At 41.3% G+C, this 17,246-nt stretch carries 17 protein-coding genes and 1 pseudogene; 6 read left to right on the top strand and 12 right to left on the bottom strand.

Annotated features, from left to right (window positions below):
• Positions 1 to 173: 173 nt before the first annotated feature.
• Together ACRQ5D_RS21450 and ACRQ5D_RS21445 are read right to left on the bottom strand one after the other, a co-directional pair.
• Positions 174 to 464, bottom strand: a pseudogene (locus ACRQ5D_RS21450) (endonuclease domain-containing protein); the annotation flags it as partial.
• Between the two features lie 252 nt (positions 465 to 716).
• The gene (locus ACRQ5D_RS21445; protein WP_091167815.1) at positions 717 to 3,740 is read right to left on the bottom strand and encodes a DUF2723 domain-containing protein; all 3,024 of its coding nucleotides are present in this window, start codon (positions 3,738 to 3,740) and stop codon (positions 717 to 719) included.
• Between the two features lie 358 nt (positions 3,741 to 4,098).
• Here ACRQ5D_RS21445 and ACRQ5D_RS21440 point away from each other — a divergent pair, with 358 nt between their 5' ends.
• Complete coding sequence (locus ACRQ5D_RS21440) at positions 4,099 to 5,727, top strand: gliding motility protein RemB (protein ID WP_256337418.1); 1,629 nt, start codon at positions 4,099 to 4,101, stop codon at positions 5,725 to 5,727.
• Here ACRQ5D_RS21440 and ACRQ5D_RS21435 read toward each other — a convergent pair.
• Entirely contained in the window at positions 5,724 to 5,942 is a 219-nt protein-coding gene (locus tag ACRQ5D_RS21435) for a hypothetical protein (RefSeq protein ID WP_432326530.1), read from the bottom strand. The genes ACRQ5D_RS21440 and ACRQ5D_RS21435 overlap by 4 nt on opposite strands.
• Positions 5,943 to 5,950: 8 nt before the next feature.
• The gene (locus ACRQ5D_RS21430) at positions 5,951 to 6,253 is read right to left on the bottom strand and encodes a hypothetical protein (protein WP_091167818.1); all 303 of its coding nucleotides are present in this window, start codon (positions 6,251 to 6,253) and stop codon (positions 5,951 to 5,953) included.
• Positions 6,254 to 6,380: 127 nt separating this feature from the next.
• On the opposite strand from ACRQ5D_RS21430, the gene ACRQ5D_RS21425 reads away from it, so the two are divergent.
• From ACRQ5D_RS21425 to ACRQ5D_RS21415, 3 genes are read left to right on the top strand one after another with little or no spacing between them, the layout of a single operon-like run.
• Entirely contained in the window at positions 6,381 to 7,436 is a 1,056-nt protein-coding gene (locus ACRQ5D_RS21425) for a winged helix DNA-binding domain-containing protein (protein WP_091167821.1), read from the top strand.
• 45 nt (positions 7,437 to 7,481) lie between these two features.
• Complete coding sequence (locus ACRQ5D_RS21420; protein WP_432326528.1) at positions 7,482 to 7,886, top strand: DNA-formamidopyrimidine glycosylase family protein; 405 nt, start codon at positions 7,482 to 7,484, stop codon at positions 7,884 to 7,886.
• Positions 7,883 to 8,194 (top strand): hypothetical protein, encoded by a 312-nt coding sequence (locus ACRQ5D_RS21415; RefSeq protein ID WP_432326526.1) that lies wholly within the window; start codon positions 7,883 to 7,885, stop codon positions 8,192 to 8,194. Before ACRQ5D_RS21420 ends, ACRQ5D_RS21415 begins: the two co-directional genes overlap by 4 nt.
• Before the next feature lie 159 nt (positions 8,195 to 8,353).
• Here the strand turns inward: ACRQ5D_RS21415 and ACRQ5D_RS21410 are convergent, their stop codons facing one another.
• The 4 genes from ACRQ5D_RS21410 to ACRQ5D_RS21395 all read right to left on the bottom strand — a co-directional run bounded on the left by ACRQ5D_RS21410 (position 8,354) and on the right by ACRQ5D_RS21395 (position 11,407).
• Positions 8,354 to 8,935, bottom strand: a complete 582-nt coding sequence (locus tag ACRQ5D_RS21410) for a hypothetical protein (protein ID WP_091167825.1) — start codon at positions 8,933 to 8,935, stop codon at positions 8,354 to 8,356.
• Positions 8,936 to 9,064: 129 nt separating this feature from the next.
• The gene (locus ACRQ5D_RS21405; RefSeq protein ID WP_432326524.1) at positions 9,065 to 9,481 is read right to left on the bottom strand and encodes a hypothetical protein; all 417 of its coding nucleotides are present in this window, start codon (positions 9,479 to 9,481) and stop codon (positions 9,065 to 9,067) included.
• Positions 9,472 to 10,605 carry an MFS transporter gene (locus ACRQ5D_RS21400; RefSeq protein WP_432326522.1) on the bottom strand — a complete coding sequence of 378 codons (1,134 nt, stop codon included), beginning with the start codon at positions 10,603 to 10,605 and terminating at the stop codon, positions 9,472 to 9,474. Before ACRQ5D_RS21400 ends, ACRQ5D_RS21405 begins: the two co-directional genes overlap by 10 nt.
• A gap of 103 nt (positions 10,606 to 10,708) precedes the next feature.
• On the bottom strand, positions 10,709 to 11,407 hold the full coding sequence (locus ACRQ5D_RS21395) for a hypothetical protein (protein WP_091167829.1): 699 nt from the start codon (positions 11,405 to 11,407) through the stop codon (positions 10,709 to 10,711).
• A 175-nt stretch (positions 11,408 to 11,582) separates the two neighbouring features.
• Between ACRQ5D_RS21395 and ACRQ5D_RS21390 the strand changes: the two genes are divergently transcribed.
• A complete protein-coding gene (locus ACRQ5D_RS21390; protein ID WP_091167831.1) occupies positions 11,583 to 12,815 on the top strand; it encodes an alpha/beta hydrolase-fold protein in 1,233 nt (410 codons plus the stop codon).
• Between the two features lie 14 nt (positions 12,816 to 12,829).
• Here the strand turns inward: ACRQ5D_RS21390 and ACRQ5D_RS21385 are convergent, their stop codons facing one another.
• The 3 genes from ACRQ5D_RS21385 to ACRQ5D_RS21375 all read right to left on the bottom strand — a co-directional run bounded on the left by ACRQ5D_RS21385 (position 12,830) and on the right by ACRQ5D_RS21375 (position 14,816).
• Entirely contained in the window at positions 12,830 to 13,201 is a 372-nt protein-coding gene (locus ACRQ5D_RS21385) for a DUF779 domain-containing protein (RefSeq protein WP_090524975.1), read from the bottom strand.
• A 113-nt stretch (positions 13,202 to 13,314) separates the two neighbouring features.
• Positions 13,315 to 14,037, bottom strand: a complete 723-nt coding sequence (locus tag ACRQ5D_RS21380; protein ID WP_432329828.1) for an aldehyde dehydrogenase family protein — start codon at positions 14,035 to 14,037, stop codon at positions 13,315 to 13,317.
• The gene (locus tag ACRQ5D_RS21375) at positions 14,010 to 14,816 is read right to left on the bottom strand and encodes an aldehyde dehydrogenase family protein (protein WP_431200356.1); all 807 of its coding nucleotides are present in this window, start codon (positions 14,814 to 14,816) and stop codon (positions 14,010 to 14,012) included. The genes ACRQ5D_RS21380 and ACRQ5D_RS21375 overlap by 28 nt, the downstream gene beginning before the upstream one ends.
• A 154-nt stretch (positions 14,817 to 14,970) precedes the next feature.
• On the opposite strand from ACRQ5D_RS21375, the gene ACRQ5D_RS21370 reads away from it, so the two are divergent.
• Positions 14,971 to 15,903: an AraC family transcriptional regulator gene (locus ACRQ5D_RS21370; RefSeq protein ID WP_432326519.1), complete on the top strand. Its 933-nt coding sequence runs from the start codon at positions 14,971 to 14,973 to the stop codon at positions 15,901 to 15,903.
• A 105-nt stretch (positions 15,904 to 16,008) separates the two neighbouring features.
• On the opposite strand, the gene ACRQ5D_RS21365 is transcribed toward ACRQ5D_RS21370, so the two are convergent.
• Positions 16,009 to 16,656 (bottom strand): redoxin domain-containing protein, encoded by a 648-nt coding sequence (locus tag ACRQ5D_RS21365; protein ID WP_091167836.1) that lies wholly within the window; start codon positions 16,654 to 16,656, stop codon positions 16,009 to 16,011.
• Positions 16,657 to 17,246: the final 590 nt, after the last annotated feature.

Below are 17,246 nucleotides of genomic sequence, written 5' to 3'. Positions count from 1 at the left end.
GTAACTATTTTAATATTTAACTGTGGGGTTATATGGGATAATAAACGTATTAAACGGCAGGGTGACTGCGCGAAGGATTGACTCACCCCGGCGTTGCTCCGCTCGCCACCCCTCTCTACGCTTCGCGTATAGAGGGGATTTAAAGACTCTCAGGACTTCATGGTTTTATGGGATTAATGCAGGTGTAAAACGATCTTATTCAACACTTCATTTATGTTGCTTATTATTTCATCGTTTTCAAAACGCAGTATTTCTAATCCTAAATCAGATAACACTTTATAGCGATTTTTGTCATATTCTTTTTTATACAAATGGATTGCCCCATCTGCTTCGATAACTAATTTTGCTTCATGACAATAGAAATCGAGGATATAGTATAAACTTTTTCCAAAATATGATTGTACACAAAGAGGGTGTTGCCTAAGGAATTTTTTGCCGGCTAACTTTCTGTTTCTTAATTCAAACCAAAGCTTTTTTCAGTTACAGTTTCCCGCTGTCTTAATTCTCTGCAAAAATCAATAATACTGCTCATTTTGATAAGGTGATAGGATGAGTAAAGATATTACTTAAATTCAAAATTAAAATTTCTCGTCCCCTCTTTACGCTTGCGTAGAGAGGGGTGACAAGCGCAGCGATGTCGGGGTGAGTAAACTATTAAACCAACAAAGCCACCCCGAAACCGGGATGGCTTTGCCAATAAATATTATCAAGAATTACTATTGCCCTCCGCCTAATACAGCACGGAATTTTGATTCGTAAGCCTTTAACTGGTTTTCAAATTTGGTAGCAAGAGCGGTTTGATGGTTGTCTTTGGTAAACTGCAACAGTCCGTTCAACACTTGCATGCCTATTTGTACATCGCGCCCGTTAATGCTATTAACATCCTGGCTTAGCAGGTAGGCATTATAATCCAACTGATCGGTAAGGTAATTGTCGATATTGCCTGCCAATTTGTTACCCAACACCACGTCATGAAGCTGATAAGCCAATTGGGTTAAATACAATTTGCGACCGGCAACATCTACATACGGGTAAATATCAGGCAGCTCAGCATCATATTTCTGAACTACTTTTAACGCTTTATCGTTTTTACCTTCCTGAACAAGGTTTTGAGCCAAGTCAAGGAATGTAGTTACCATAACGGGGTAAAACATCGAGGTCGACTCATGATCAAGGTATTTGGCGGTTTTAAACTTGCCGAATTTAAACTTGTTCATCACGTTATCATACATTACATCAGTATTGGTTTTGCTCAACTGATCATGTAAAGCTGTATCCGGTTTAAACGGTATTAGGTGATAAGTAAAGCCCTCTTTGTAAAGGTAAGGCTGTAAACCTATCAGGTTTTCGTTACCAATGGTAGTAGTAAAGCAGATAGGGCGCTTCCAGTGGTTATGCGCCAAAATATCAAACATGGCCAAATTCTCTTTGGTTACATAGTTTGATGTATACTTCCATTCCATGGCGGTTGCCAGCTTATCTTTCTGATCGGCTTTTACTACGCCGTTGGCAACTACCTCATCAGGGTTAACCGTAACTTTCAGATTTTTGGTCGGCAGGTAGTTGCCATAGTCGCCGCTTTGATATTGTACCTGCGTAGCCTTATCATCAGAAGTAATAAAATCAAACACTTCTTTAATATCCTGATATCCAGGTAGTTTCTGATCGTTAAAATAAATAACGTCCCTCACCCCTTCTTTATATTTATCAAAAGGCATAGTGATAGGAAGCGGCTCAGAACTGTTCATCTTTTTCTGCATCTGGCGGATATACCAGTCGCCGGTAAACAGGCTTAAGTTTACAATGCGCACATCCGGGCGGATACCTTCAACTTCCTGATCGTACCACAATGAGTACGTATCATTATCGCCATAAGTAAACAAAATAGCATTTGGCGGGCATGAAATAAGATAGTTGTAGGCCATATCATGCGGCGTCATTTTGGTTGAGCGGTCATGATCTTTCCACTCTTTGGCTGCTAAAAGTACCGGGCAAACCAAAAGGCCTATAACGGTTGAACCGATAGCGGCCATTTTAGCGTCGATATATTTGCGGCCAAATTCAGCAATAGCAATTACGCCGAGCCCTATCCATATGGCAAAGGCATAAAACGAGCCTACGTATGAGTAATCACGCTCGCGCGGCTGCACTGATGCCTGGTTTACATATAACACAATGGCCAAACCAGTGAAGAAAAATAGCAAGCCAACAATCAACGCATCTTTACTGCGGCGGTTAACGTGGAAAAACAAACCTATTAAACCAATTATTAATGGCAGGGCGTATAGCGGAGTATAAGTAGTAGCCGCAGTTACTGATTTTGGTAAATGTTTGCCACCGTCAAACAAACCGGTTGTCCAGTTGCCGTCAATACCTTCGGTGCTGGTTTGTCCGTCAGCATCGTTATAACGGCCAACAAAGTTCCAGAAAAAGTAACGCCAGTACATCTGGTACATTTGCCAGCTAAACATCCATTTCAGGTTATCGCCCATAGTTGGGGCCTGCCCTTCAGGGATCCTCAGCCATTGTTTGTAAAACTGCACATCGTTAGCGTCGGTGCTGTACATACGTGGCAATGCTGTGGTATGGTCATAAACATAATCTGTTTTACGACCTGCATTTTCATATTTGGTTTTGCCTTTGCGGTAAATGATACTCCCCTGTTTTTGATCGGTAACCTGCGAATCATACATAGGGCCGGTTAGCAAAGGTACTTCACCGTACTGGATACGGTTAAGGTAACCGTAAAGCGTAAAAGCGTTATCTGGATGTGAGTTATTTAAATTAGTATTAGCAGTTGCACGAATAGGGATATAAGCGAATGAGCCATATCCAAAGTATATAAATGCAACGCAAAGTAAAGCCAGGTTTAATACAGGTTTCTTTTTGCGGATACTGTACATGATCCCCAATACCAGGGCAACAACTATCAGCAGGATGAAAAAGAAAGCTCCGGTACCAAAGCCCATTCCTAAGGAATTGACAAAGAAAAGGTCGAAATAAGCCGCAAACTTAATGGTATATCCCCTGATGCCATATTGTACCAGGCCAAGAATCACTACCCCTGCCAAAAAAGTAAGGATGCTATTGCCAACGGTAATATTTTTGGTTCGGCGGAAATAGTAAACCATTGCGATGGCCGGTATAGTCAACAGGTTTAACAGGTGGATCCCTATGGATAAACCGATAACATACGCTATAAAAACAATCCATTTATCAGCACCGGGTTCATCTGCATGCTCATCCCATTTAAGAATTGCCCAAAATACAATAGCAGTACATAGTGATGACAGGGCAAATACAATGGTTTCGACAGCCGAAAACCAAAACGTATCGGTATACGTGAAGGCCAGGGCACCAACAAGGCCGGCCCCCATAATTACATATAATTTATAACCGTCGATAGCCTCATCACGTTTTTCAACCATCAGTTTTTTGGCAAAAGCAGTAATTGTCCAAAATAAAAACATAATAGTTGCACCGCTGGCCAATGCCGACCCCATATTAGTAAAGAAAGGCACTTTAGTGTTATCGCCAAATGACAATAACGACAAAACCTTGCCTATCATGGCAAAAACCGGGTAACCAGGCTGGTGGGCTACCTGTAAACGGTAGGCACATGAAATAAATTCGCCGCAATCCCAAAAGCTTACAGACGGCTCCAATGTTAAAATATAGGTTATTGAGGCTATAACGAAACAAAGCCAGCCTAACAGGTTATTGATTTTTTTGTACTGCATTTAATAATATCAATTGATTTAATAGCGCGGCAAATATCATGATTTTTATAACTTATTAAAAAAACACCTGCACGTGACAAAATTTAACATTAATTAACTTTTTGAAGTACTTGGATTAAAGAAATTTTATTTACCAATCTCCACGAACAGGCATATTTCAATCTATTTATTTAATAACTATAAACCTGCTTTATTGAATAATTAATTCAATGATTATGACCGGTTAACCAAGTATCAATGTCCAAATCAATTTGCATAATTTTAATATATCAGAAACAACCTGCGGGGCATGTATGTATATATCCTTATTTACCAATGAAATTTTTAACTTAGAACAATTAATACTTATTTTGTTGTAATGCAAAAACTCTACTCCTTAAGTTTTCGAAAAACACTTATCATAGCCATAATTGCCTTATTCACATCACAGTTAGGCAAGGCACAATCAGTTTATTTACCTAATTCATACCAGTTGTACCAAAAGTTCAATTCGGATATTTATTCTATAAAAAGCTCGGTTCATACTTCACTACGGCCTTTTTTAATTGATAGCACCATTCTGCATACCTATGATTCGGTAATGAATGTTGGTGTTAAAGACCGCAAAACCTGGGGCGGGCGTAAATTATTTAATGAACACCTTTTTGACGTAAAAGCAAAAGAATATACCTTTTATGCCGACTATATTACTGATCTGCAAGCCGGCAGGGATTTCACTAACAGCAATTCGACCAACTTAAATGTACGTGGCTATCAAATTGGGGGAACAGTGGGCAGCAAATTTTCATTTTACACAAGCGGTTTTGAAAATTCGGCCAAGTTTGTATCGTATTATAACAACTATGTCAATACCAATGGTTTTATACCCGGCCAGGCATATGCCAGGAAGTATACAGGCCAACCGCGCAACTCACAAGATTGGTCGTACGTAACTGCAATACTCTCCTATTCAGTAACAAAAAAACTAAATATTACTTTAGGCGAGGATAAAATGTTTATTGGTGACGGGTACCGGTCGGTGCTCTTATCTGACTTTGCAGCCAATATGCCGCTTCTCAGGCTTACAGCGGACCTTGGCCCTGTACGTTATATGGTAGCGTGGGCCTATATTGAAGACCTCAATAATGTTGCACAAAAATTTGACAGTTTTGGAAGTAACCGCCGCAAATGGGCTTTATTCCATTATATTGACTGGAATATAACCAAACGCGCCTCATTCGGTATGTTTAACGCCCTGATAGCTCCCGAAGCTGATAACCAAGGTAATCGGGCAGGCTTTGACGCCAATTTTGTGAACCCAATTTTATTTGCAAGCTCGCTGGGTCCGGGTGGTTATCAAAAGGACAATGTGTTTTTAGGTTTTAATGCCAAATACAAGATCTTTGATAAAGCTGCGCTGTACGGACAGATCATGTTCGACAGGTTCAAGGGCAGCGATTTCTTTTCGGGCAACAGTACCGATAACACCAACGGCTGGCAACTGGGTATCCGTGGCGCAGATATTTTTAAAGTTAAAAGGTTAAACTATCTATTTGAATATAACACTGTTAAGCCATACACTTACAGTAACCAGCAGTCATTAAGCAGTTATTCGTTTTACGGCGATCCTCTGGCCCATCCTTACGGAGCAAACTTCAGGGAGCTTTTGGGCATTTTGAATTATTCGGTTGGCCGGTTTGATTTCCAGGGGCAACTTAATTATGCCAAATATGGACTTGATGCCACAAAGGCTGAAAATAACGGCAAAATAATTATCAAGCCTTTTATACCTTCGGCAAATACTACAACTACCATAGGCCAGGGTATAAGTACACAGCTTTATTATGGTGAAGGAACTGTTGCTTACATACTTAACCCAAAGTATAATTTACGCCTGGAACTTGGCGCATTGTACCGCCAGGAAAAAAACGATCAGAAAGATTCAAAAAACACCATGATCACCTTCGGAATAAGAAGCTCATTCAGAAATTTATATCACGATTTTTAATCGATAAAAAGCCTTACGAAGTTTAAAACCTTTGTAAGGCTATAAACCAGAGAATCTTTACTCCCTTTTCTTTTTCTTGAGCCTACAGATACCCCGACGGCTACACCAATTGCTATACCCACAGCAAGGCTATGCAAAGCCAAACCAATAGCTGTGCCAACCACCAGCCCACCGGCAAAATAATTAAGATCTATCCTGTTCAAAATCGATATCAAAATTTAATTTACCAGTATTTTCTAACGGTGTACAAAAACACTTCATCTTCCTCATGTATCAAATTGAACTTGTCACTGCCAGCCATTTTTGATATAGTATCACCAACCTTAGCAACCTCATCGAAGTTGGCCGTTGTGCTTAATGAAACAGGAATGATACGAAATTCTTCGCTATTAACGGAAATCATAACATAGTCTCTGTAGCGATAAACAGATTCCAGCTTACCGTTAATTTCGGCATCGTGAAACTGATTATACTTTGTTACCCGTGCAACTACACAAACAATGATAACAGCAGTTATACAGCACAAAAGAAATAGTTTTTCATTTATTATAAAAGAAAGCCCAAATTACAAAAGAAACTTTTTATTTCTACCCTACTGACAAACTGCTGTCATAACCATATATTTATTTTGAACAGCATTCAAAAGCATCAATATGACCAAGCCTGATATTGCCAGCCTGCGGGTTTATAACCAGCATCTTAATCACGATAAATTTAAAAAACCTGAAGATGTGGTTGGATATATGTGCGCCATGCAGGCGCAGGAATACACGCATGCAAAATGGGCAATTGGTTTACGGATGTTATCACCTGCGGATAAAATGGTAGAAAAGGCTATAACAACCGGAACTATATTGCGCACCCATGTACTAAGACCAACCTGGCATTTTGTATTACCTCAGGATATCCGCTGGATGCTTAGCCTTACTGCTCCAAGAATCAACGCAGGCAATGCCGCCATGTATAAAAAACAGGAGGTTACCGATGCAATTTTTAATAAAAGCTTTGACGTATTTACAAAAGCCCTGCAGGGCGGCAAACAGCTAACCCGTACAGAAATTGCCGCTGCGCTAAATCAGGCAAACATAGCTACCGACGATTTCAGGCTTACCATATTATTAATGAAAGCGGAACTGGAGCAATTAATTTGCAGCGGGGCAAGGCAGGGCAAACAGTTCACCTATGCTCTGCTCGACGAACGGGCACCTGTAACACCAGCCATATCTCGTGACGAAGCGGTAACCAGACTGGTTTTGCGGTATTTTAAAAGTCACGGCCCCGCTACCGTAAATGATTTTGTACATTGGAGCGGCCTTACCGTTGCTGATGCTAAAACCGGGATTGAAATAAACAAAACCCTGCTAAGTAATATCACCATTGGCGGAGTTATGTATTGGATGGGGGCCGATCGGGATTTTGGTGCCGCGAAAAAATCCGGAGCCTATCTCCTGCCAGTTTACGATGAGTTAATTATAGCTTATAAAAATCGCGATGCCATGATACCGGCCGGGTTTCGGGATAAAATGGGGGCTATTACTTTTTTCCCAACTATAATGGTCAATAACCAGGTGGTTGGCAACTGGAGCCGGAATATGGGCAAAAAGAATATTGATATTGAGCTCAAACCATTTAACAAACTCAATAAGGCTCAAAACCAGTCTATTGAAAGCGCCATACAACGTTTTAAAAAGTTTAATGGTATCGGATAACAAACATTAACTACATCAACAAGTTACTTATAAAAACAAGATATTATGCCCGAACTACCCGATCTGCAGGCTTTTAGCCATAACCTGCAAAAAATACTTGCAGGTAAAACCGTTAAAAAAATAGAAGTACCTAACGCTAAAAAACTAAATGTTAGCGTACACGAATTAAACGAGGTATTAAGCGGGCAAAAGCTCGAAAAAGTATATCGCGAAGGGAAGGAACTGCATATTAAATTTAGCAAGGGCAATGTACTGGGTCTGCACCTAATGTTGCACGGTAAACTGTTTTTGTTCGATACCAAGAACGACAACAAGTACAGCATCATCGAGCTGCACTTTGATGATGGCAGCGGATTAGTACTTACCGATTTCCAGGGGATAGCGATGCCTACCCTCAACCCCGAAAAAAGGACGTACCCGACGCGCTTGATGCCGATGCCGAGTATTTGAGAAAGCGCCTGGCAAAAACAAAAACCAATATTAAAACTGTTCTGCTTGATCAAAAGATTATGAGAGGCGTCGGCAATGCGTACGCCGATGAGATTTTATGGCACGCCCGCATTTCTCCGTTCTCCGTAAGCAGTAAAATACCGGAGGCCAAACTGAAAGACCTGGTTAAGGCAATAAAATCGGTATTGGAAGATGCAGAAAAAATATCCTTAAATCAAACCCCGACATCATTAACGGTGAAGTTCGTGATTTCATGGATATTCACAATTCAAAGAAAAAACACAGCCCAACAGGCGCCGCGATCATAATTAACGAAGCATCGCGGAAAACATATTATACTGACGAGCAGGAATTGTTCGAGTAAATCTCGCAGGGTTTAAAGAAGAGTATTTAGCGTATTTTGCTGCGCTCGTTTAATGAGCGCAATGCTCAAAAGGCTCCCCTTTAGAGAAGATTTAGAGGGGCATCTACTTCAACTTTTTCACCAGTACATTAAAATCAACACCAACAATCGGAATCTTCTTCCAGGGTTGGGTTTCACCATCCTTATGGAAGGTACCGCCGTTAAATAAGCCGCAGGCAAATCCAACGTTGGAGTTGGTTTTGGTTGTCAAAAATTCAATAGAAACCACAATATCACCGGCCACTTTAACATTGTACGGCGATAAGTCGACGGTGGTTAATTGATGGTTTTCCACATTGTCGTATTTTTTAATGTAGCCTTTTATTTCGTCTTTAACCAAATTAGCTTCATTTGGAAACTTCCCGGCCATTTGGTAAACATTTACTTTAAAAGGGATGCTATCGCTTGACCGGTTTTGAGTATGAAAGTGCAGCGTAAGTAATTGTACCTGTTTTTTACCAGCATTCATTTCAATACCAACCTGCGCACCTTTAACAGCATCAAAGGTATTATTGGATGAGCCGCTTCGGGGTTTGTTGCCTATCGTTTTGGTTTTATCCTGGGCGGATACGCTAACGGCAACGAAGCATAAAAAACATAAGGCAACGAGTTTTGCAAAATTTCGGGAGAATATCGATTTGAACATAACAATAAGTTTTGGATGAATTTATAAGGTAGACGATGGCGATAAACAAATGGTTGCAACCTCGATCTGAAAATTTTTCATAGCGGATCCCTGTAGAGATTCATCACACGCCTCTGCAATCAGGCAACGTCATTCCTTCTTAACAGCACTGTTCCTGATAAAAACAGCCGACATCAGGGCGCCCAAAAAACCCAGGCCGGCGCAGATCCGCATAATATTGCCATAAGCCGAAATAAATCCATTGTGATACGCAATCTCGACTGCCTTTTTGTTGGATCCGTCGATACCGGCGGGCACTTTAGCATTACCTAAGTTGGCCGATTGTTCCATAACTGTCTTTTTATCTTTTTCTTTAAGGGATAACTTCTTCAACTCCCCCTGCATCGCTCCCGAAAAAAATAAAACCGCCAGGGCACCAAAAATGGCATTGGCAAAAACATTGGCAATCCGGGTCATAGCATTATTAATGCCCGACGCTGTACCCGAAAAATGATCACTTACCGATCCCATTACCGTTGCCGTAAGCGGCGCTACTGTTAATGACATGCCGAAGCCAAAAACAAGCACACCGGGAAAAAGCTTGTCCAATAATCGGAAGGGCCTGCAGTTTGTTTAATGAACGACAATATCAGTAACCCGGCTCCCGCCAAAGCCGGACCGATTATGAGCAATAAACGCGGGCCTTTTTTATCGGCAATAGCTCCTGCATAACGCGCAATGGAGATCATGAGCACAGTGAAAGGTAAAAATGTTAACCCAGATTGCAACTGGCTATACCCCTGCACCTGCACCATGTTTAGTGACATGAACAGCATACCGCCACCCAAACCCGCGTACAGAAAAAATGTAAGCAGGTTTATCCCGCTAAAGGTTTTATTACTAAACAGGTTTAGCGGCATCATGGGATGTTTGCTTGTACCTTCTATCCAAATAAAAACAATGAGCAATAATAAGCCCAGGGCTAATGATCCATAAACCTGCCAGCTATTAAAACCAACCGCCGGCATCCGCAGAAAACCAAATGTTAGCAAAGCAAGCCCTGATGCAATAGAAATAGCCCCGGGAAAATCAATGGTTTGATCGGTATTATCATCCTTACTTTCGGCAACCTTGCGCCACAGGATGAGTAAAGCTACTATCCCTATGGGTATATTAATAAAGAATATGTACCGCCATAAACCGGCATCGGCTAAGGCGCCACCCAATACCGGGCCGCCCACTGTAACTACCGTGGTAATGGCCGACCATGTTCCGATAGCCTTGCCCCTTTCTTTTGCATCGATGGATGATGAAATAAGCGAAAGGCTCCCCGGAATCATCAGTGCTCCTCCTATACCCTGTATGATCCGAAAAACAATGAGATAAAAAACACCTGGTGAAAGCCCGCAAAGGGCTGATCCGGTTATAAAAATAAAGATCCCTATCATGAAGACCTTCTTCCGCCCCAGTTTATCGCCAAGCGAGCCGCCTATTAAAATAAGCGAGGCAAGCATCAACAGGTAAGCGTTCAGGATCCAAAAGAGATCAGCTCCTTTGGCATCAAGGCTTTGTTGTAATGCCGGCAGCACCACATTAAGTGCTGTACCATCAATAAATGCCATGGCCGAAGCCAGTATAGCCGAAACCATGATCCATTTGCCTGCCGGGCTGCCCAATGAAACTGTAGCCATATTTTATAAGGTTGTAATTGAAAGGTTTATTACAAAGTTGCAGTAAATGATCGGATTAAACTGAGCCTAAAAAAACAATTTAAAGTGTTGCAAAAAAATATGACTATCGCCTGAAAACACCGATGTTTTCCGGGCAAAGCAGGATCAGCAAAAATATTGCAGCAAAATCAAGTGGTAAAACTTCCGACTCATTTACTGCCGAAAATAGCATTATCAAAATGGTTAATATAATTATTGCGATAACATGGTTGCGGTGCGGGATAGGAATTCCGATTCTATCAATAAAGCGTTTAGCCCTAAAATTACTCCGATATATAAACGGCAATATCAAAAAGTAAAAAGCACTTGCGGCTATCAAAATCCAATAGAGCACAATTTTTCCGGTCTCATTAATTTTAATTATTCCATTTGCATTTGCCCCCAACATTGCGGTGTTGGATTTAAAAAGCGAATGGGTTGACAGATGAAAAAGGTCAGGTAAACTGCTCATTTTTTCGGTGATGAAAAACAGGCTTGCTATCCCGGTTAAAATTAAAACCACACAAAACTGGATGCTGCGGTAGCGCGAAAGCCTTACAATATATACTGCCGACACTATAAAAATTACAAGTAACAACAATACCGTGAAGTATCCTATAAAACCGCCATAGCGATTGTATATCATCTCAAAATATCCTTTATCAATAAAGAAGAGTATGATAGCCCCTATATTGAACACGATCATTAATCCGAAGATCAACGTCTCAAACTTTGTTAAGCCGTTCTTTTTACGGGCAGTATTATAGGTATTGAGCACGGCCATGATTTTATGAATGATTGTAACAACTAACAAAAACTTGCCAAAACATGTTTTCAGTCCTTCTTTAAAACGAAAACAAGCTCCAAATTATTTCCGTCACACCAACGACAACATTCGTCACATTTAATTCTGAAGGTCATATTGTTGCTGTACCATTGAATCATAAATCAACAGCCACATGAAAAAGCTTATCCTGATACTGATTCATCTCACCATTGCATACCTGTTGAAGGCGCAGCCGCTGCAGCAACCTATAGTTTTGGGCAGGGTGGATACCATTTATTCCAACATCCTGAAAGAGAAACGACCACTTTGGGTTTATACGCCAGGATATGATACCAACTACTTTTCAAAACCGGAATTTCCGGTTTTGTACGTTTTAGATGCCGATGATCATTTCATGTCGCTGGTTACTATGATCAAAGAACTTAGCGCAACTGCAGGCAATACGGTGCTGCCGCAAATGATTATAGTTGGTATTTTGAATACATCCGGACACCGTACACGAGACCTTACGCCTACCAGCAGCGCTATGTACAAGTCATCAGGTGGAGGGGAAAACTTTGCCGCCTTTATGGAAAAAGAACTAATTCCATATATCGACAAAGCATATCCAACTGCTCCCTATCGCACCATGATCGGTCATTCGTTGGGAGGATTAACGGTGATCCATTTATTATTAAAACATACACATGTTTTTAATGCCTATGTAGCTATAGATCCGAGCATGTTTTATGACAACGATAATTTACTTAAACAAGCAACCATTATCCTTAAACAAAAGAATTTTGGCGGTAAAAAGCTTTTCCTCGGTTTTGCCAATACGATGAATGCGGGAATGGATACTATACAAGTAAAAAAGGACACGGCCGAAATATCACATCATATCCGGTCGATCATGAAACTGGCTGATGATCTTTCTGTCAATAAAACCAACAATCTGCAATGGGCTAAAAAATATTATCCCGATGACGATCATAATTCAGTTTCGTTCAATGCTGAATATGATGCCTTACGGTTTATTTTCAAAAACAACCGCTTTCCGCGAAACCAGCCTTATAACCAATATTTTGATAAACAGTATAATGCCGTGCAGCTAAGACAAATGATAGATACCCATTACAAAATGATGTCCGCTGAAATGGGTTACACCGTACGCCCTCCCGAGCCGGAGATGAATGGCATAGGCTACGCGTTTTTGCAACAAAAAGATTATGAAAAAGCGGCTATGTTCTTCCAGGTCAACATAGATAATTACCCGAAAAACTTCAACGTTTATGACAGTATGGGCGATTGCTTTTTAGCCCGTGGGGATAAAGCAAATGCCGAAAAGTATTTTAAGAAAGCTTTATCAATAAAGTATACCAAAGAGATCATGGATAAGCTGGATAAGGTGCAGGCAGAGAAGTAAGAGATTTGGAGGGGCTAATCTATAAAACTCACCGGTTCCAAATCTTTCAACTCGTCTTCAGTAAACAACCTTGAATGGATCATGAACCTAAAACCCGTCGGTATTTCTATTGAAAAACTTGAACCACGGCCTTTGGTAATATCGAGCTGAAGCTGGGTATGCTGCCAGTATTCAAACTGGTCCCTACTCATCCAAAATTCACAGTCATCCACCTCTCCTATTTTAACATCGCTGCCGCCGAGTTTAAACTCGCCTTTTTCAAAGCACATAGGCGATGAGCCATCGCAGCAACCACCGCTTTGATGGAACATCAGGTCGCCAAAGCGGGATTTGAGTTCGGCTATCAGCTTTGAAGCTTCGGGGGTTATGGTTACTCTTTTGATCATGTCTTCAAATTTCGCGCGAAGCTGCAGATAAGTAAAGGAATATTCAAACACATAAAGACTTACGAAGTTTCAGAAACCTCGCAAGTCTGGGGAACGGGGGATTAAAGCCGGGATTAAAAAAATCCCAGCTTGTTCTTATTATATGAGATCAGCATGTTTTTTGTTTGACGGTAGTGACCAAGCATCATTTTATGATTTTCGCGACCAAAACCTGATTTTTTATAGCCGCCGAACGGCGCATGTGCAGGATATGCGTGGTAATTATTTACCCAAACCCTGCCGGCCAGTATTGCGCGGGGCACCTGGTAAAGCTCGTGCGCATCGCGGGTCCACACACCGGCACCCAATCCGTAAAGTGTGTCATTGGCTATCGCGATAGCTTCTTCAGTAGTTTTGAACGTAGTTACACAAGCCACCGGACCAAAGATCTCCTCCTGGAAAATGCGCATCTTGTTATTGCCCTTAAATAACGTAGGCTGGATATAATAACCGCCTTCCAGCTCACCATCAAGCTTTTTAACCTCGCCGCCACAAAGTACCTCTACTCCCTCTTCTTTACCAATTTTCAGGTACGACTGGATTTTTTCGTACTGGTCGTTAGATGCCTGTGCGCCCATCATTGTGGTGCCATCTAAGGGGTTACCCATAATGATAGCATTAGTGCGTTCTATCACCTTCGACATAAATTTATCGTAGATGTTTTCATGCACCAGGATCCTCGACGGGCAGGTGCAAACCTCGCCCTGGTTAAGGGCAAATAATACTGCGCCTTCAACAGCTTTGTCAAAAAACTCATCATCGGCATCGGCTACCGATTCAAAAAAATATTTGGTGATTTTCCGCCCAGCTCCATCGTAACCGGGATGAGGTTTTCAGATGCGTACTGCATAATCAAGCGGCCGGTTGTGGTTTCGCCTGTAAAGGAAACTTTGGCAACCCTTGGCGATGAAGCCAGTGGCTTACCTGCCTCCGGACCAAAACCGGTGATAATGTTCAAAACACCAGGCGGCAAAATATCCTGGATCAATTCCATTAATACCATGATGGATGTTGGTGTTTGCTCGGCTGGCTTCACCACGCAACAATTACCGGCAGCAAGCGCAGGCGCAATTTTCCAGGTAGCCATCAACAGCGGAAAATTCCAGGGGATGATCTGTCCTACCACACCTAATGGTTCATTTAAACAAATACTTACGGTATATTCATCATGCTCGGAAATCCCGCCTTCTTCCGCACGGATAACACCGGCGAAATAACGAAAATGATCAATCACCAGCGGCAAGTCGGCAGCGCGACATTCACGAATGGCCTTTCCGTTATCGATGCATTCTACAACGGCCAAAAACTCCAGGTTGGCTTCAATAACATCGGCTATTTTATTTAACAGCGATGCCCTGTGTGCGGCTGAAGTTTTGCCCCATGCCGGGAATGCGGCATGAGCGGCATCCAGAGCCAGTTCAACATCTTCCTTTCCTGATCGTGCAGCCTTGGTGAATACTTTGCCGTCGATAGGCGAAACGTTATCAAAATATTCGCCTTTAACCGGCGGAACAAATTTGCCGCCGATAAAATTGTCGTATTTATCCTTGAAGGATGGTTTAGAAACAGCGCTCATAATTTTTATGGTTTTTTGGTAACACTAATGTAGAGCAACCTCGCTGTAAGGCATTTGCATTATGCTCTCAAAAGGTAGCACAATGGTCGCATTTTTTGCACCCACTTGTTAATCATGATAAGTATACCTAATTTGGTATAAATTATAAATGGCTATGAATAACAAAACCCTGTTATCTCCACTAAGCCTCTCACACGGAAAAGAACTGAATACCCTGGTTGAAAACCGCAGGGCTTACACCATGAACCATTGCGAACTCAACGTTTTTGAAACTTTTGAGCGCAGCGAGCTGGTGCCCTTAACTTTTAGCGACCTGGTAATAACAAGCATGTTGCGCGGCAAAAAGGTGATGCACTTGTTTGATAAACCGGGGTTTGATTACCTCCCCGGCGAAACCGTTATAGTGCCGCCAAATATTACCATGAAAATTGATTTCCCGGAGGCTACTATCAACCAGCCATCACAGTGCACAGCTTTGGCTATTAACCACCAGGAAATTACCAATACGCTTGATTTCTTAAATGAGAATTACCCAAGGGAAGATAAGCGGGTTTGGCAGCTGAACTATAACCAGTTCCACTTTTTTAATAATTATGAGCTGGCCCAGCTCATTAATAAACTCATCCGCATCAGTACCGGCGATGCCCTGACCAAGGATGTGCTTGCCAACCTCACTTTAAAAGAATTGCTAATCCGCATTATGCAGATGCAAAACATTAACGAGATCAGCGATAACCTGCATGAGCTATCAAGCAGTAGCCGATTTGCCTACGTACTGGAATACATTAGGGTGCATTTAAGCAATAAGCTTAATATTGATGCATTGAGCCAAATGGCCTTCATGAGCAAAGCAAGCTTTTTCCGGGCGTTCAGGCACGAGTTGGGGATTTCGCCGGTTGATTATATCATTAAAGAGCGCCTGCAATTAGCCAAGCAGCTCATGAACAATCCGCATAACAGTATCTCTGAAGCTTGTTTTAAAGCCGGGTTCAATAACCTTAACTACTTTAGCCGCGCATTTAAAAAGATAGAGGGCATTACGCCAAGTTATTATAAGGCCAAGCTACGGGATGGGCACCTGAATTAACAGACTAATAAAAATATTGTTCGGAAAGTAAGAAGCAATCTTATACGTGCACTTAGTAAACACTTATAAGATTGCTGTTGTGTAAGGCGCTTAACCTTCTGGTGTTTATGCCGATCTGCGGCTATTACTGATCAATGCTGATTCATAAACAGTGCTGATGATGTCTTCGGCAGAAAAAGTGCCCAGGAAATCCCAGTCGATATGGCTGTAGATAACCTGTTTTGATGGTTCAATAATAATATAGGTGGCCAATAACGGCGCGTTTTCGTCAATGCCCGAAAACCTGTCCCACACAGGGTAATCCTCAGAATACACCCTGAATTGCTGTGCTATTTCTTTATCGGCATCGTGATAAAAATTAAGGGTGAGACTTTGTTCCCACGCCCATTTTTCAAGATCTTCGGTACGTTCGTCACTAATGATAAGCAGGTTGCCGCCGCTTGCCTTAACCTCATGCTGCAAATTATTCAGTTGTTTAAGCTGCGCCAGACCTTGCTGCCCCCAATGACGCGAATAAAAAGAAATAACCAGCGGCTTATTTAATAAATTCCTTTGCGAAATAGGGCCATGTGTTTCGGCGCCATTGTAAAATTGCTGCCAGCGGCTATAATCGTTATTTAACTTAAATTCAGGGACCAAATTGCCCGCTTTTACAGGATGTAATGATTTCAGCTTACGAAACTTAAGATCGGGTTCGGCAACAACTTCAAGCAGATCGAAAAAAGGATATTTATTATTATTTGTGGTTTGCATTTTAAAATAGATTTATGATGTTATGGATAGTGTTTTAAGGTAATTGTAGTTGAGCTTTATTGTTCAACAACAACGGCATAATCCATAAATTACCCGGTAACGCATGAGCAAGCCCGACGGGATGGCGCTGCTTAATTGTTTATTGCTGGATGTGTTCATAAAAATATATTAATTGAGGTCAGTAAATTTAAAGGTGCGTAACAGCTTATCTGAGGTGGAGAGAATTTTAACAACAGCAACATATAGGCATGTACATTTCGCCCCGGTTTTGAGCTGATGTGTATTTATTACTGCTGATTAAACTGTTGCCCGTCATCTGTTTTTGAATGTTACATAACAAATATACTATAATATCTATAAACTTAGTAGAAGTTATTGAAAAATATTTATCAATCCTTCTTATCCTCAAAATACCTTGTCTCTTATTTGGCATTTTATATCGGCTAACATTCAATGCCCTTCCCTTTCTAAAAACAAAACCTTGTAATTTGCGTTCCGTATAACTAATAAATTAGCTATGCAGAACAGGTTGAAACCGCAATATATTATCGTATTTGTTTTAAGTGTTTTAGTCCTTTCCAACTGCAAAA

This window comes from Mucilaginibacter sp. P25, from assembly GCF_050859465.1.
GTDB lineage: Bacteria > Bacteroidota > Bacteroidia > Sphingobacteriales > Sphingobacteriaceae > Mucilaginibacter > Mucilaginibacter gossypii.
Note: the sequence above shows the minus strand (reverse complement) of the source record. Positions and strands in the feature narration are given on the sequence as shown.

Bases quoted from the DNA above. Each gene is read 5' to 3' on its own strand.
- ACRQ5D_RS21395 (WP_091167829.1), bottom strand. From the start codon at position 11,407: ATGGCCGTGCTCAATACCTATAATACTGCCCGTAAAAAGAACGGCTTA.
- ACRQ5D_RS21440 (WP_256337418.1), top strand. From the start codon at position 4,099: ATGCAAAAACTCTACTCCTTAAGTTTTCGAAAAACACTTATCATAGCC.
- ACRQ5D_RS21365 (WP_091167836.1), bottom strand. From the start codon at position 16,656: ATGCAAACCACAAATAATAATAAATATCCTTTTTTCGATCTGCTTGAA.
- ACRQ5D_RS21375 (WP_431200356.1), bottom strand. From the start codon at position 14,816: ATGAGCGCTGTTTCTAAACCATCCTTCAAGGATAAATACGACAATTTT.
- ACRQ5D_RS21420 (WP_432326528.1), top strand. From the start codon at position 7,482: ATGCCCGAACTACCCGATCTGCAGGCTTTTAGCCATAACCTGCAAAAA.
- ACRQ5D_RS21425 (WP_091167821.1), top strand. From the start codon at position 6,381: ATGACCAAGCCTGATATTGCCAGCCTGCGGGTTTATAACCAGCATCTT.
- ACRQ5D_RS21410 (WP_091167825.1), bottom strand. From the start codon at position 8,935: ATGTTCAAATCGATATTCTCCCGAAATTTTGCAAAACTCGTTGCCTTA.
- ACRQ5D_RS21390 (WP_091167831.1), top strand. From the start codon at position 11,583: ATGAAAAAGCTTATCCTGATACTGATTCATCTCACCATTGCATACCTG.
- ACRQ5D_RS21385 (WP_090524975.1), bottom strand. From the start codon at position 13,201: ATGATCAAAAGAGTAACCATAACCCCCGAAGCTTCAAAGCTGATAGCC.
- ACRQ5D_RS21445 (WP_091167815.1), bottom strand. From the start codon at position 3,740: ATGCAGTACAAAAAAATCAATAACCTGTTAGGCTGGCTTTGTTTCGTT.
- ACRQ5D_RS21400 (WP_432326522.1), bottom strand. From the start codon at position 10,605: ATGGCTACAGTTTCATTGGGCAGCCCGGCAGGCAAATGGATCATGGTT.
- ACRQ5D_RS21370 (WP_432326519.1), top strand. From the start codon at position 14,971: ATGAATAACAAAACCCTGTTATCTCCACTAAGCCTCTCACACGGAAAA.
- ACRQ5D_RS21405 (WP_432326524.1), bottom strand. From the start codon at position 9,481: ATGTCATTAACAGTAGCGCCGCTTACGGCAACGGTAATGGGATCGGTA.